Below are 15374 nucleotides of genomic sequence, written 5' to 3' on the forward strand. Positions count from 1 at the left end.
TTGTCTATAATATACATAGGTGTATTTTTTTATTACTTTAAGGAGGAAGTTTCTTTTTATGTCAATTGAAGTAGGCAGCAAGTTACAGGGTAAAGTAACAGGGATTACTAATTTCGGTGCATTTGTCGAGCTGCCAGAGGGCTCAACAGGATTAGTCCATATTAGCGAAGTCGCAGACACTTATGTAAAAGACATTAATGAATTTCTAAAAGTCGGCGATCAAGTGGAAGTAAAGGTCATGAATGTTGAGAAGGACGGCAAAATTGGTTTATCTATTAAAAAGGCAAAGGACAGACCGGCGAAAAATAGTGGTCGTCCACGTCAAGGGAAAAACCATGACCGCAATTCACAAGAGAATTTTGAACAAAAAATGGCGCGTTTCTTGAAAGATAGTGAAGACCGCCTGGCCTCGTTAAAGCGCAATACTGAATCAAAAAGAGGAGGTAGAGGTGCGAGAAGAGGTTAACTTGCTGTCTGTATAATAGCCTATTTGCAAGTTGCTCTGAATTTTCTAGTTATTATATTGTATTTATAAGCTAAGCAAAGGTCGCTTTTGAAATAAAAGGTTGTCTCATATGAGGCAGCCTTTTTTATTTTGTCAGTAAAAATAATGTTGCACAGCCTCTAGTCAAGTTTCATTGTCCAGTTTTACAAGGAAAACTAGGACAGCAAAACATTCTCTTTTTAAAAAAGTAGAAAAATATAAATGTCGAAAAATGAACAGTGTGGAGAATGTCGAACTGTTTATAACTGATGAGGGTAAAGAACTATTGCTTCATTTTTATGAAAGGGAAGAAAAATAAGCTGACGAAATTTGTTTGCTTATCTATGATTGGGTAGACAATTGTCGAAATATTTTTATATTTACTCTTTCTTTTTTGACAAAATTTTATCTTGCCATCGTCTATAATAATCAAAAAATGAGCTAGGGGTGTTTGTGATGGGAAAAATTCAAGGTAGTTTTGTTGAGCCCATTCAGGAAAGAAAGATGGTGGATGCAAAGTTTTTCTTTTATAGTTTACTAGAATCAATGAAAAATCATTTGGAGACATTATTTATAAAACGGGGACTTCTCCTCTTTATTTTCGGTTTTATGCTTGGACGAGCTTTTATTTTGTCTGTATTATCACCGTTTAGTTTGCCTTTTTTTGCAGCTGCTTATTTTATCCGAAAAGATAAATCACCACAAATATTTATAGGAATTGTGGCCGGTGCCTTAACCATATCATTGGGCAATGCGGTTTACGCTTTTATGATTATAAGTTTATTTCTTGTCGGTCATAAATTGGTGAACCGGTTTGTTCGAAATCAGACAACGTTAATCCCGATCTTAGTGTTTTTGTCCATATTAATCGGCAGGCTATCATGGCATTATGTTGAAACACAGGATATCACCATTTACCATGCATTAATGACGACTGTTGAAGCAGGTCTTGCTTTTGTTTTAACATTGATATTTTTGCAAAGTATTCCGCTATTATCCTTATCGAAAAGAAGACAAGCGCTAAAAACGGAAGAACTGGTTTGTTTAATTATTTTAATCGCCTCAATGATGACAGGAGCAATGGGGTGGATGATTGAAGGTATCGCCGTATCTCATATTTTGGCTCGTTATCTTGTTTTAATTTTTGCTTTTACAGCAGGTGCAACTGTCGGTTCCACAGTCGGTGTTGTCACCGGTTTGATTTTTGGACTTGCTGATATCAACAGCTTTCCTGAAATGAGTTTATTAGCCTTTGCCGGTTTGTTGGGTGGTTTGTTAAAAGATGGGAAAAAGATTGGCGCCGGCTTTGGCCTGGTTGTTTCCACTTTATTGTTGGGACTGTATGGAAATGGAACAACCTCCATTTTGACCAGCTTGTATGAGTCGTTTTTTGCATTAATTCTATTTATGTTAACACCGGTATTTTATACGAATAAAATTGCCAAGCATATACCGGGGACAACTGAGTACTCGGCCGAACAACAAGCATATATCCGGAAGATAAGGGACGCAACAGCCAGGAGAGTGGAACAATTTTCTTCCATCTTCCAAGCACTGGCCATGAGCTTTCGAAAGCAGGAAAATCATGAACGATCCGATCCGGAGGCAGAAATAGATTATTTCTTTGCCAATGTTACAGCGAAAACTTGCCAAACTTGTTTTAAGAAGGAAAAGTGCTGGGCGCTTAACAACTACAATAAAACATATGATGCAATGAAGGGAATTATGCTGGAATTGGAGGAAGAAAATGCGCTATCCAAACGAACGATTCGGAATTTGGAACATATCTGCACAAGGAGCGGAAAGGTAATCGATACGATCCAAAATGAGTTACATTATCATCATGCGAATAAAAAATTAAAACAGCAAATTAGTGAAAGCCGGAAATTAGTGGCTGAACAGTTATATGGCGTCTCGAAAGTTATGGCCAGTTTTGCCAATGAGATTCAAAGGGAAAGGGAAAACCTGGAAAAGCAGGAGGATCAGTTATTCGATGCGCTACAATCATTTGGAATCGAAGTGGATCATATTGAAATTTACAGTCTGGAACAAGGAAATGTTGATATTGATATAACCATTCCATATTGCGGCGGAATGGGCCAATGTGAAAAATTAATAGCCCCGCTTTTGTCCGATATTTTACATGAGCAAGTTACCGTATATAAAGAAGAATGTGCAAGCCATGAGCATGATTATTGTTATGCAACTTTCCGTTCCGCCAAGCGTTTTGTGGTTGATACGGGCGTGGCTTTTGCTGCGAAAAACGGCGGTTTCGTTTCCGGTGACAGTTATACTATGATTGAAATTGGTGCAGGGAAATACGCATTAGCCATTAGTGATGGCATGGGCAACGGGGAACGTGCTTATTTAGAAAGTAAGGAAACTTTAAATTTATTGAAAAAAATTCTTCAGTCAGGTATTGATGAGGAGGTGGCCATTAAATCAATCAATTCCATTCTTTCTTTACGCACAACTGATGAGGTTTATGCAACACTGGATTTAGCGATAGTAGATTTGCAGGATGCCAAGTCTAAATTCATTAAAGTTGGTTCGACCCCGAGTTTTATTAAGCGGGGTGATCAGGTCATAAAAGTTCAAGCAAGCAACTTACCGATAGGAATCATTCAAGAATTTGAAGTCGACGTTGTTAGCGAACAATTAAAAGCAGGCGATTTGCTGATTATGATGAGCGACGGGATTTTTGAGGGGCCAAGGCATATCGAAAATATCGATCTATGGTTAAAACGAAAAATACTAGAATTACAAACAGATGATCCGCAAGCGGTAGCTGACATTATAATGGAAGAAGTAATTCGCTCCAGTGATGGGTATATAGATGATGATATGACTGTTTTGGTTGCAAAAATAAAGCATAACAATCCGAAATGGAAGCCTATACCTGCCATTTCATTAAGGAAAGGAGCATAAAAATAGTGTCTATACGTATGAGGTCGGAAAGGAGGGAAAAATTCAAGGAAGGGCTATCCGGGGCCGTCCCTTTTCATATATACTTTTTAAGATAGCCATTTAAGCAAGCCAATCTGTTTTCGACTGATCGGACTCAGATTGTACGAGGCTAAACCTGTTATCTACGGTTTTCATTAAATGATATTTTTATATAGACAATGTATATATCCTCTCCAATCAGGCAAAGATGGTAAAAAGTAATTTGGAGGGGATTTGAATGAAAACGGGGACAATTAAACAAATTTTGTTAATCACTGACGGTTGTTCAAATCATGGTGAAGATCCGGTGGCAATGGCTGCCCTGGCAAGAGAGTTCGGAATTACTGTTAACGTCATTGGTGTCATGGAAAATGATATTATAGATGAACAAGGGGTTCGTGAAATTGAAGGGATTGCCCGGCAAGGTGGCGGGGTCAGCCAAATTGTTTATTCTCAAGTACTATCACAAACCGTTCAAATGGTTACTAGGAAAGCGATGACCCAAACATTACAAGGAGTTGTCAATCAAGAATTAAGACAAATTTTAGGAAATCAAGCCAGCTTAGAAAATCTGCCGCCGGAAAAACGCGGAGAAGTTCTTGAAGTAGTAGATGAACTAAACGAAACAGTTGATTTGGAAGTACTCATTCTTGTTGATACAAGTGCCAGCATGAAACATAAATTACCGACTGTAAAAGAAGCATTGCTCGATTTATCTTTAAGTTTAAATGCTCGAATGGGAAATAACCAATTTTCACTCTTTATATTTCCCGGGAAAGGAAATGAAGTGGAAAAACTACTGGACTGGACACCGAAATTAGAATCTTTAACGACTGTTTTCGCAAAGTTAAATCCGAGTGGCATGACACCAACCGGGCCGGCATTAAAAGAAGCGATCACATATTTTAAGGAAAAACATTCGGTAAGGGGATACCTGTCACGTCATGATGATGAATTCTATGAAGAGTCCATTTAATTTTGCATCCGGAACAATTATTCAAGGGAAATGGCATCACAATCGCTATACAATTATTAGGGAGCTGGGTCGAGGCGCAAACGGAATTGTATATTTAGCTGATTGGAACGGAAAAAAAGTGGCCATAAAAGTCAGTGATAACCATGTGACCATTACTTCTGAAGTCAATGTTCTGAAATCTTTTACCAAGGCCCAGGGGGTTTCCCTCGGGCCTTCTTTATTCGATGTGGATGATTGGATTCATAATGGCTCGCAAATATCCTTTTATGTTATGGAGTATATTGCCGGAACAGATTTATTAACATTCATTAAGCAAAATGGTACAACGTGGTTGCCGGTTTTAATATCGCAACTACTGACCGACCTTGACTACCTGCATAAAAACGGTTGGGTTTTTGGAGATTTAAAACCGGAAAATTTACTTGTTACAAAATCACCGGTTAAAATTCGTTGTATTGATGTTGGCGGAACAACGATGCAAGGGAGAGCGATTAAAGAGTTTACCGAGTTTTTTGACCGGGGCTATTGGGGACTTGGCTCGCGGCGTGCAGAACCTTCTTATGATCTTTTTGCAGTTGCCATGATTGTCATCAACCTGTTTTATCCAAAACGGTTTCAAAAACATGGTGTTGGTATTGAACAGTTGAAAAAGGCCATTCAGGATGTGAAAGAGTTAAGACAATATCGTCCAATATTATTGAAAGCATTGGCCGGAAAATATAGTAGTGCCACAGAGATGAAAAAAGAATTGTTAAAATTAATTCATTTTCCATCTGCACATCATCAGACAACACCGAAGTATCAAACAAACAAAAATCAAAGAGCGCAGACCAATAATACTAGAACGAGACGTAAGAAACAAAAGAATAAACATGGTATATTGGAAACAATCCTAATTGTGGCAATTGTGTGTATTATATACGCGGTTTATATTTTTGAACAAATCATGTAAGTATATTGCCAAGAAAAAATGTTTTAAAAAATAAATTCAATAAGGTAAAATATAAAATAAGCGTGCCACAGAAAGAGGATTGTCAAGGAAATGAATGATTTTGATGCGAAAGTAAAAAAATTTATCATAAAACATCAATTAATTCCGGATGAATCCCATATATTAATTGGGGTTTCGGGGGGACCGGATTCCTTGGCTCTTTTGCATTTTCTGAAAAGGATTCAAGAGGAAATGCAGCTGAAACTCACTGTTGCTCATGTTGATCATATGTTTCGGGGAGAAGAGTCCTATGAAGACATGAAGTATGTAGAAAAGATTTGTCGCGAATGGAATATCCCGTTTCAAGGGGAGCGCATAAATGTCCCAAAAGAAATTAAGAAAAGAAAGTCTGCAAGTTCAGAAGCGGTCGCCAGAGAACTGCGTTATACATATTTTGCATCAATAATGGAAAAATATCATATTCCGATTTTGGCACTTGCCCATCATGGTGATGACCAAATTGAAACCATCTTAATGCGGTTAACAAGAGGAACTACATCAAAGGCGGCAGGTATACAAGTAAAACGTCCTTTTGCCGATGGAGTAGTCATTCGACCTTTTCTATGTGTAACAAAAAATGAAATAGAAAAATATCTGGAGCATTATCGACTACAACCCGTTTATGATCCGACGAACAAATCAGATATTTATACACGAAATCGTTATCGAAAATATATTTTGCCATTTTTAAAAAAAGAAAACCCTAATGTCCATGTGCATTTTCAACGATTTAGTGAACAATTAATGGAAGATGAAAAATATTTAATGGAGCTAACAAAGGAAACATATAATAAAATTGTTATTGAGGAAAAAGTTGGACTTACATTATCGATAAAATTGGGTGTTTTTCTAGAAAGTCCTTTGCCTTTACAAAGGAGATGTATTCATCTAATATTAAACTATCTCTATCAAAATCGGCTGCCTGAAAACCTATCGGCTAACCATATAGATGCCATAATCGAGTTAATAAAAAGTCCGAATCCATCCGGTGAATTGCATCTGCCGGATAAACTTAAAGTTTATCGGTCCTATGAAAAATGTATTTTCACGCTTTCCTTAGAAAAAATTGAACCATATATATATACTTGGCAGGAAGGTGAAACAATCACTTTCCCTAATGGATCTCAGTTGAAAATGTTTGTTGCAGATGATGAAGTAAGGGTTGGAAATGAATATTTTATATTAGATGATAACACAACTTTCCCTTTATATGTACGGTCAAGGAAAAACGGTGATCGAATTCGTCTCAAAGGAATGAAAGGATCGAAAAAAATCAAATCACTATTTATCGATAATAAAATTCCGATTCCGGACAGGGATACATGGCCGATTGTCACCGATCGACAAGGCGAAATATTATGGGTACCGTTATTGAAAAAATCCAAGTACGAATCATCTCGAATGATTAAGGGGAAAACATTGATATTACAATACATAAAACAGTCAGACTTCTGGGAGGAGCAAGGTTAATGAATCAAGATATTGAAAGAGTGTTAATTGGAGAAGCAGAGATTCAGTCCAAGATCCGTGAGATCGCAGCCATTCTTACCGAAGAATATAAAGATCGTTTCCCGTTAGTAGTCGGTGTATTAAAGGGTGCATTGCCGTTTATGGCCGATTTAATAAAAAATATGGATACATACTTGGAAATTGATTTTATGGATGTATCAAGCTACCACGGGGGAACGGTTTCCAGTGGAGAAGTAAAGATTCTTAAGGATTTAGATACTTCCGTTGAAGGTCGGGATATATTGATTGTTGAAGATATCATTGACAGTGGGTTAACATTAAAGTACTTAGTTGACCTATTTCATTATCGGAAGGCAAATTCTATTAAAATTGTCACGCTTCTTGATAAACCAGAAGGAAGGAAAGTTGATCTAAAGGCAGATTTATCCGGATTTATCATCCCAAATGAATTTGTTGTCGGCTTTGGACTCGATTATGAGGAAAAGTATAGAAATCTCCCGTATATCGGGGTATTAAAACCAGAAGTATATAGTAAGGAGGACTAAAGGAGATTTCGTTTAAAAGAGTGATTTAATTAAAGTTTTTTTAAAAAAATGGTATGGTTTACAATATATAGAGTAAGATCCAAAAAGAAAGCAGAATGCCTTGTCATGCATTCATTTACTATGATACTATGTAATAAGTTTGTTTCCCTTTGAGAGGAGGTCAAGGATGAATCGGATATTTAGAAATACTGTTTTTTACTTGCTTGTATTGTTAGTTTTAATCGGAGTAATTAGCATATTCACAGGCGGGCAAGAAACAAATGAAAAAATGACATATAATGAGTTCATCACACATCTTGAAAAAGGTGATGTGGAGAAATTTACTGCACAACCTGAAAGACAGGTTTACTTGATTACTGGTAAATTGAAAAACGCTGAAAATAATCAAGGCTTTACTGTAAATGTTTGGAACAGTCCAACAACATTAGAAAGAATTGAAAGTGCAGCAAACCAAACAAATACTAACTTTGAATTTGCAATGGCGAAAGAGACGAGCGGATGGGTTCAATTATTGACCTCAATGATTCCGTTCATTATTTTAATTTTCTTCATTTTCTTCTTGTTAAATCAATCCCAAGGCGGCGGCGGTCGTGTCATGAACTTTGGGAAAAGCAAGGCGAAATTATATAATGATGAAAAGAAGAAAGTCCGTTTTAAAGATGTAGCCGGTGCTGATGAGGAAAAACAAGAGCTGGTTGAAGTCGTTGAATTCCTAAAAGATCCACGGAAATTCTCAGAACTAGGTGCAAGAATTCCAAAAGGCGTATTGCTCGTTGGTCCTCCGGGAACAGGTAAAACACTTTTAGCCCGTGCTGTAGCAGGAGAGGCCGGGGTCCCGTTCTTCTCAATCAGTGGTTCGGACTTTGTTGAAATGTTTGTCGGCGTCGGTGCTTCCCGTGTGCGTGACTTATTTGAAAATGCGAAGAAAAATGCACCATGTATCATTTTTATCGACGAAATTGATGCGGTCGGTCGACAACGTGGCGCAGGACTTGGCGGCGGTCACGATGAACGTGAACAAACCTTGAACCAATTGCTGGTAGAAATGGATGGATTCAGTGCGAATGAAGGGATTATCATTATTGCTGCTACGAATAGACCGGATATTTTAGACCCTGCATTATTGCGTCCTGGTCGATTTGACAGACAAATAACCGTTGACCGTCCGGATGTAAAAGGGCGTGAAGCAGTACTGCGTGTACATGCCAGAAATAAACCGCTTGATGCATCTGTAGATTTAAAAACAATCGCAATGCGTACACCGGGTTTTTCCGGAGCGGATTTGGAAAACTTATTGAATGAAGCTGCACTAGTAGCGGCAAGAGCAAATAAAAAGAAAATTGATATGAATGATATCGATGAGGCAACTGACCGAGTAATTGCAGGTCCGGCGAAGAAATCTCGTGTCATCTCTGAAAAAGAACGGAATATTGTCGCATACCATGAAAGTGGTCATACCGTTATCGGACTTGTTCTGGATGAAGCAGACATGGTTCATAAAGTAACGATTGTTCCGCGTGGGCAAGCAGGTGGTTATGCTGTTATGTTACCGAAAGAAGATCGCTATTTTATGACAACACCGGAATTGAAAGATAAGATTACCGGTCTTTTAGGTGGTCGTGTAGCAGAAGAAATTATATTTGGTGAAGTAAGTACAGGTGCTTCCAACGACTTTCAACGCGCCACAGAGATTGCTCGTCGAATGGTAACGGAATTTGGAATGAGTGAAAAATTAGGACCATTGCAATTCGGTCAAACGCACGGTCAAGTCTTTTTAGGAAGAGATATTAATAACGATCCAAACTATTCTGATAAAATTGCTTATGAAATAGATACAGAAATCCAAAGAATTATCAAAGAATGTTATGAAAAGGCAAGACAGATCTTAACAGAAAAGAGAGATAAATTAGAAGTTATTGCACAAGCACTCCTAAAAGTTGAAACACTTGATGCCAAGCAAATTCGCCATTTATATGACCATGGTCGCCTTCCGGATGAAGAAGAAGGAAAAACGGAAGAAGTCGTTAAGCCATGGGAAATAAAAAACAATGAAAAGTCTGATGTAAAAATTAATATTTCACCAAAAGAAAGTCCGATCCAAGCGGATGAAGAGCAAAAACCAGAATAATATTGAAAAAATAAGCTGCCCTAGCCGTCAGCTTATTTTTTTTACAGAATGAGAAAGTGTTTTGGCCAAAAACTTAGATAAGTTTTGCTGCCTGGTTCCGGGACCTTGCAGTTTTCTTACCGGGAATAGACTTTAAAACGTTTTTCTTTAAGTAGATTTTATGGTAATATTTCTTTGATTATCGTGAATTGTTTATCCCCTCTCTTACTGGGATTTATACAAACTCATTCTAATACATAAAAAGTTGGTGAAAATATGATTTTAGTTCTTGATGTGGGGAATACAAATATCGTATTGGGTGTGTATGAAAAAGATGAATTGAAACATTATTGGCGAATTGCAACGAACAGGAATAGTACGGAGGATGAATATGGTCTATTGATAAAATCATTATTTGAGCATGAAGGTACATCCTGTCAAGATATTAAAGGGATTATTATTTCATCTGTTGTTCCGCCAATTATGAATGCTTTAGAAAGAATGTGCACAAAATACTTTGGAATAGAGCCGTTAATTGTTGGACCGGGAATCAAAACCGGATTAAATATAAAATACGAAAACCCAAAAGAAGTGGGGGCCGATCGGATTGTTAATGCTGTAGCAGCCATTCATGCATACGGAAGTCCATTAATTATTATCGACTTCGGTACAGCAACAACCTATTGTTTTATTGATGAACAGGGACGATATATGGGTGGTGCCATTGCTCCGGGTATTAACATTTCGACAGAGGCACTGTATACAAAGGCGGCAAAATTACCAAGAATTGAAATTGTCCCCCCAAGTAATATTGTAGGGAAAAATACGATTGAAGCGATGCAGTCCGGAATTATTTACGGCTATGTCGGACAGGTTGAGGGGATTGTCTCGCGTATGAAAGCGCAGGCGAAAAAGCAGCCGAAAGTCATTGCCACAGGCGGTTTAGCCAATTTAATTGCACAGGAAGCAAAAATTATTGATATCGTTGACCCTTTACTAACGTTAAAAGGCTTGCATTTGATCTATAAACGAAATATGTGAACCGTTTATTTTGCACATCCGAATGACAATATGGAAGGAGAACACCAATGGATGATTATTTAGTAAAAGCAATTGGCTGTAACGGAGAAGTGCGGGCATACGCAATCCGATCAACGAATACAGTAAGTGAAGCACAAAGAAGACATGATACATGGGCGACAGCTTCTGCGGCACTTGGTCGAACAATCACAGCAGCTGCAATGATGGGGTCGATGCTTAAGGGAGACAGTCGTATTACTGTAAAAGTAGAGGGAGATGGCCCGCTTGGCGTAATACTGGTAGATGCAGATACGGTTGGAGATGTCCGCGGCTATGTTGCCAATCCCCATGTTGATTTTGAAGTAAATGAACTAGGCAAACTTGATGTAAGAAGAGCCGTCGGTACAAACGGCACGTTAACGGTTGTGAAAGATTTAGGACTACGGGAAAAATTTTCAGGGCAAGTCCCGATCGTTTCCGGTGAAATAGGGGAAGATTTTACTTACTATTTTGCAACATCTGAACAAGTACCTTCAGCTGTGGGAGTAGGGGTACTGGTAAATCCTGATCATTCCATATTGGCAAGCGGGGGATTTATTTTACAGATGATGCCCGGAGCAACGGACCAAACGATTTCAAAGATCGAAAATCACTTAAAAACGATCAAACCAATTTCAACATTAATTAAGGAAGGGTTAACCCCTGAGGAAATATTAGCTGAATTGTTGGGAAAAGAGAATGTCGAAATTCTGGAAACAGTACCGGTTAAATTTCAGTGTACCTGTTCAAAGGAACGTTTCGGGAATGCATTAATCAGTCTGGGAAAACAGGAACTGCAAGAAATGATTGATGAAGACGGGCAAGCAGAAGTCCAATGTCATTTTTGCAATGAAAAGTATTTATTTACAAGAAATGAATTAGAGAAATTAAAACAGCGGACAGAGGAAAAGTCCAGTAAGTGACAAATGATGAGTCAGGCCTTTACACCCGATTTTAACAGGATATAAAGATTAACTCCCGGGTTTACGGCGGATTTTACGTAAAATAAACCATATCGTATATTTTGAGCGTAAGTTTTTTAGGGGAGATAAGCCTCTTGGTATAAAAAAGTGGGAATAATATTAAGAATAAATTGACAAGAGGCTTTGTTTCGAGCTAAAATAAGATTAATCCAATTAATATACTAGGAATTAGGGGTGTAAACATGTCAAAATATGTTAATTCAATTACGGAATTAATCGGTCGTACGCCAATAGTTAAATTAAATCATGTTGGTGATGAAAATTCAGGTGAAGTATTTGTCAAACTGGAATACTTCAATCCGGGGAGCAGTGTGAAAGATCGGATTGCTTTAGCGATGATTGAAGATGCTGAGAAAAAAGGATTACTTAAAGAAGGCGATACGATTATTGAACCGACAAGTGGAAACACCGGAATCGGGCTGGCAATGGTGGCCGCTGCAAAAGGGTATAAAGCTGTTTTAGTTATGCCTGAAACAATGAGTATTGAACGGCGAAACTTACTGCGGGCCTATGGTGCAGAGCTGGTACTTACACCGGGACCTGAAGGCATGAAAGGCGCGGTAAACAAAGCAACTGAATTAGCGAAAGAAAATGGATATTTTATGCCGCAACAATTTGAAAACGGAGCAAATCCGGAAGTTCATAAATTAACAACCGGTCCTGAAATTGTTGAACAAATGGGTGATCAATTAGACGCATTTATTGCCGGGATTGGAACAGGCGGAACCATTACAGGTGCCGGTCAAGTTTTAAAAGAACAATACCCGGGTATAAAAATCTATGCTGTAGAGCCAAAAGACTCACCAATCTTGTCCGGGGGAAAACCGGGGCCACATAAAATTCAAGGAATCGGAGCTAACTTTGTTCCTGAAGTATTGGATACACAAATCTATGATGAAGTTATCCAAATTTCCACGGAGGAAGCTTTTGAAGCAGCTCGTAATGTAGCCCGTCATGAAGGGATTCTTGGCGGAATTTCTGCCGGTGCTGCGATTGCTGCGGCTATTCAAGTGGCGAAAAAGCTCGGTAAAGGGAAAAAAGTATTAGCGATTGTGCCAGATAACGGTGAACGTTACTTAAGTACGGCGTTATATCAATTTGAATAAATTTCTACTAACATCTCTCAAATCCTTTGTTGTTTGTTGTCTGCCGGTAAATGCAATGTATTCATGACAATCGTTTTTTTGATTGAGGAATATTGCATTTTACCGGGTACGGACAACTTTTTTGTTTTTATCGCAATGTATGGCGATTTTTACCATAAATATAGGCTATTTCTGTGCTAACCGTTCTGTATATTTTGGCATAACTTGATAATTTGATAAAATGGTAATAGTTTTTGTAAGGGGAAGGTGGCTCAATCATGCAAGCTGGGAAATATGAACTGAATTTTAAAGAAAAAACATATATAATGGGGATTTTAAATGTAACACCGGATTCGTTTTCTGATGGCGGGAAATTTTACGAAAACACTTCCGCCATTGAACACGCAAAAGAAATGGTTATTTACGGTGCAGACATTATTGATATTGGCGGCGAGTCAACAAGGCCGGGCTTTGCACCTGTTTCGGTAAAGGAAGAAATAAATCGAGTAACTCCTGTCATACAACATTTGGCTCCAACAATTGATGTTCCTTTATCTATTGATACATATAAGGCAGAAACCGCAAACGCAGCGATTGAAGCCGGTGCTCATATAATAAATGACATTTGGGGGGCAAAAAAGGATCCGGAGATTGCCGATGTGGCCGCTCAACATCATGTTCCCATTATTTTAACTCATAATCGGGAAAAGATAGATTATGAGTCATTTATACGAGACAGCTTATTTGATTTATATGAAAGCATTACAATTTGTAAAAAACGGGGCGTACAGGATGATCAAATTATCCTTGATCCGGGTATTGGCTTTGGAAAAACTTATGAACAAAACGTTGAAATGATGCAAAACCTTGATTTATTAGTTGGACTAGGATATCCTGTTCTTTTAGGTACATCAAGAAAGTCAATGATTGGATATGCACTTGACCTGCCAGTTTCTGAAAGGATGGAAGGCACCGGAGCTACGATCTGCTATGGTATTATGAAAGGATGTCAAATTATTCGTGTTCATGATGTAAAAGAAATGGCAAGAATGGCAAAGATGATGGATATTTTAATTAACGGTGTCAAGTCATCTGTCAATTAAAATCAAGAAATGTGGGGAAATCGATGGATCGGATTTATTTAAATCAAATGGAGTTTTATGGATACCATGGTGCATTACCGGAAGAAAATCGCCTCGGTCAACGTTTTATTGTAGATTTGGTCGTTGAATTGAACTTGCAAAAGGCCGGAAAAACAGATGATTTAAAGGAAACGGTCAATTATGCCGAATTATATGAACTATGCAAGGATATTGTGGAGAATCGAAAATTTAAACTGATTGAAGCCGTTTCTGAAAAAATTGCCGATGAAGTGCTGCTTCAGTTTCCAAAAATTGAAAGGTGCACGATAAAAGTGACCAAGCCGGATCCGCCGATACCTGGTCACTATCGATCCGTAGCCGTTGAAATGACAAGAACAAGAAATAAACTTGGTTAAGTATTAGTAGGCGCCGAGTATAAATTTTTCATCCTTGAAAAGCAAAATGACAAGTGGTTTGAAAAGGTAGTCTGTTTTTCCATGACATATTTTCAAGAATGATTATTTTTTGAAAAAGTTAATTGAAGACAAATAGCGGGAAGATGGTAAAATGAAGAATAGATCGTTTCTTTCTCTTGGGTCTAACTTAGGTAAGCGAGAAGACTCCCTTTATAATGCTATTAAACAATTAGAAGATTCCGGACATATCACAGTCGTAAACTATTCATCGATTTATGAAACGGATCCGGTCGGCTATACAGAGCAAAACTCTTTTCTAAATATGGTGATAGAAATAGCGACGGATTACCAACCGACAGTGTTATTGGAATCTTGCCTTGAAATAGAAAAACGGATGGGGAGAACACGAATCATACGCTGGGGTCCTCGAAATATTGATATCGATATTCTATTATTTAATGATCAAAGGATTGAAACGGAAAAACTTCAAATTCCTCATCCGAGAATGGGGGATCGGGCATTTGTTCTCGTCCCTCTCCAAGAAATCGATTCGGAAATAATAATACCTGGGATTAATCAAACAATTAATGATATGGTTGAGAGGTTATCTACTAAAGGAGTTAGATTATGGAAACAGAAATCTGGGGAAGACGTATACGAGCTTTTCGGAAATTGAAAGGTTTCACGCAAAAGGAGTTAGCGGATGAACTGGGGATATCTGTTTCTGTTCTTGGAGAAGTTGAACGAGGGACAAGATATCCATCATCGGAATTAATGTCATGCATTGCTAGAATATTGAATATAAAGATGAATGAATTAATACCCGGCAATTGTAATAGAAGGAATAGAAAATGATAAATAGGAGAAATAACGACAGCTTTACATTTAAGCTGATTTTACTGCCTTTGTTTTGAGAGTGAGTAAGTGAGGGTATGAAAGGAAAACAGGAAGTAACGGCGCCGGTTTTACTCCTATGAGAATGAGCCTTTGTGACATCAAAACAGAGGGTGAACGTATTTACTCGTTTGACAAGTGGATGTTTTTTCACCTATAATTACTTTTGTATGCTTTACTGCCAGTAAGATAAGATACTGGCAGTTTTCCTATTTTCTAAAGCTATCTATTTCTCGTAACTAAATGAATGATAAAAAGAACGGGAAGTATATTGGCATGTAATCAATGACAAAGATTTTTCAAGAAACTTCTTTGCTGAGCTTTTTGCGATGTACT

14 protein-coding genes are annotated in these 15374 nt (G+C 37.9%); all 14 read left to right on the forward strand.

Going from position 1 to position 15374, the window contains the following annotated elements:
* Window positions 1-58: 58 nt before the first annotated feature.
* The 14 genes from BT1A1_RS00335 (at window position 59) to BT1A1_RS17585 (ending at window position 14999) form a co-directional block, all read left to right on the forward strand.
* Complete coding sequence (locus tag BT1A1_RS00335) at window positions 59-466, forward strand: S1 domain-containing RNA-binding protein (RefSeq protein WP_034766895.1); 408 nt, start codon at window positions 59-61, stop codon at window positions 464-466.
* Between the two features lie 474 nt (window positions 467-940).
* A complete protein-coding gene (gene spoIIE / locus BT1A1_RS00340) occupies window positions 941-3412 on the forward strand; it encodes a stage II sporulation protein E (RefSeq protein ID WP_034766897.1) in 2472 nt (823 codons plus the stop codon).
* Window positions 3413-3668: 256 nt separating this feature from the next.
* Complete coding sequence (locus BT1A1_RS00345) at window positions 3669-4406, forward strand: VWA domain-containing protein (protein WP_034766899.1); 738 nt, start codon at window positions 3669-3671, stop codon at window positions 4404-4406.
* Window positions 4375-5358, forward strand: a complete 984-nt coding sequence (locus BT1A1_RS00350) for a serine/threonine protein kinase (protein WP_034766902.1) — start codon at window positions 4375-4377, stop codon at window positions 5356-5358. The genes BT1A1_RS00345 and BT1A1_RS00350 overlap by 32 nt, the downstream gene beginning before the upstream one ends.
* A gap of 90 nt (window positions 5359-5448) precedes the next feature.
* A complete protein-coding gene (tilS, locus tag BT1A1_RS00355; protein WP_034766905.1) occupies window positions 5449-6867 on the forward strand; it encodes a tRNA lysidine(34) synthetase TilS in 1419 nt (472 codons plus the stop codon).
* A complete protein-coding gene (hpt, locus tag BT1A1_RS00360) occupies window positions 6867-7412 on the forward strand; it encodes a hypoxanthine phosphoribosyltransferase (protein ID WP_034766907.1) in 546 nt (181 codons plus the stop codon). Before tilS ends, hpt begins: the two co-directional genes overlap by 1 nt.
* 166 nt (window positions 7413-7578) lie before the next feature.
* Window positions 7579-9540, forward strand: coding sequence for an ATP-dependent zinc metalloprotease FtsH (gene ftsH, locus BT1A1_RS00365; RefSeq protein ID WP_034766908.1), 1962 nt, complete (start codon window positions 7579-7581; stop codon window positions 9538-9540).
* Window positions 9541-9795: 255 nt separating this feature from the next.
* Window positions 9796-10560: a type III pantothenate kinase gene (locus BT1A1_RS00370; protein ID WP_034766910.1), complete on the forward strand. Its 765-nt coding sequence runs from the start codon at window positions 9796-9798 to the stop codon at window positions 10558-10560.
* 47 nt (window positions 10561-10607) lie between these two features.
* Entirely contained in the window at window positions 10608-11501 is an 894-nt protein-coding gene (hslO, locus tag BT1A1_RS00375; protein WP_034766912.1) for an Hsp33 family molecular chaperone HslO, read from the forward strand.
* Between the two features lie 242 nt (window positions 11502-11743).
* A complete protein-coding gene (cysK, locus tag BT1A1_RS00380; RefSeq protein ID WP_034766914.1) occupies window positions 11744-12667 on the forward strand; it encodes a cysteine synthase A in 924 nt (307 codons plus the stop codon).
* Window positions 12668-12924: 257 nt separating this feature from the next.
* Entirely contained in the window at window positions 12925-13749 is an 825-nt protein-coding gene (gene folP / locus BT1A1_RS00385; protein WP_034766916.1) for a dihydropteroate synthase, read from the forward strand.
* Window positions 13750-13772: 23 nt separating this feature from the next.
* On the forward strand, window positions 13773-14144 hold the full coding sequence (gene folB / locus BT1A1_RS00390) for a dihydroneopterin aldolase (RefSeq protein ID WP_034766918.1): 372 nt from the start codon (window positions 13773-13775) through the stop codon (window positions 14142-14144).
* A gap of 151 nt (window positions 14145-14295) precedes the next feature.
* Entirely contained in the window at window positions 14296-14820 is a 525-nt protein-coding gene (folK, locus tag BT1A1_RS00395; protein WP_034766920.1) for a 2-amino-4-hydroxy-6-hydroxymethyldihydropteridine diphosphokinase, read from the forward strand.
* Complete coding sequence (locus BT1A1_RS17585; protein ID WP_034766923.1) at window positions 14772-14999, forward strand: helix-turn-helix domain-containing protein; 228 nt, start codon at window positions 14772-14774, stop codon at window positions 14997-14999. The genes folK and BT1A1_RS17585 overlap by 49 nt, the downstream gene beginning before the upstream one ends.
* The last annotated feature ends 375 nt before the right edge of the window (window positions 15000-15374 follow it).

The sequence above is a fragment of the Caldibacillus thermoamylovorans genome, from assembly GCF_000751775.1.
Classification (GTDB): domain Bacteria; phylum Bacillota; class Bacilli; order Bacillales; family Caldibacillaceae; genus Caldifermentibacillus; species Caldifermentibacillus hisashii.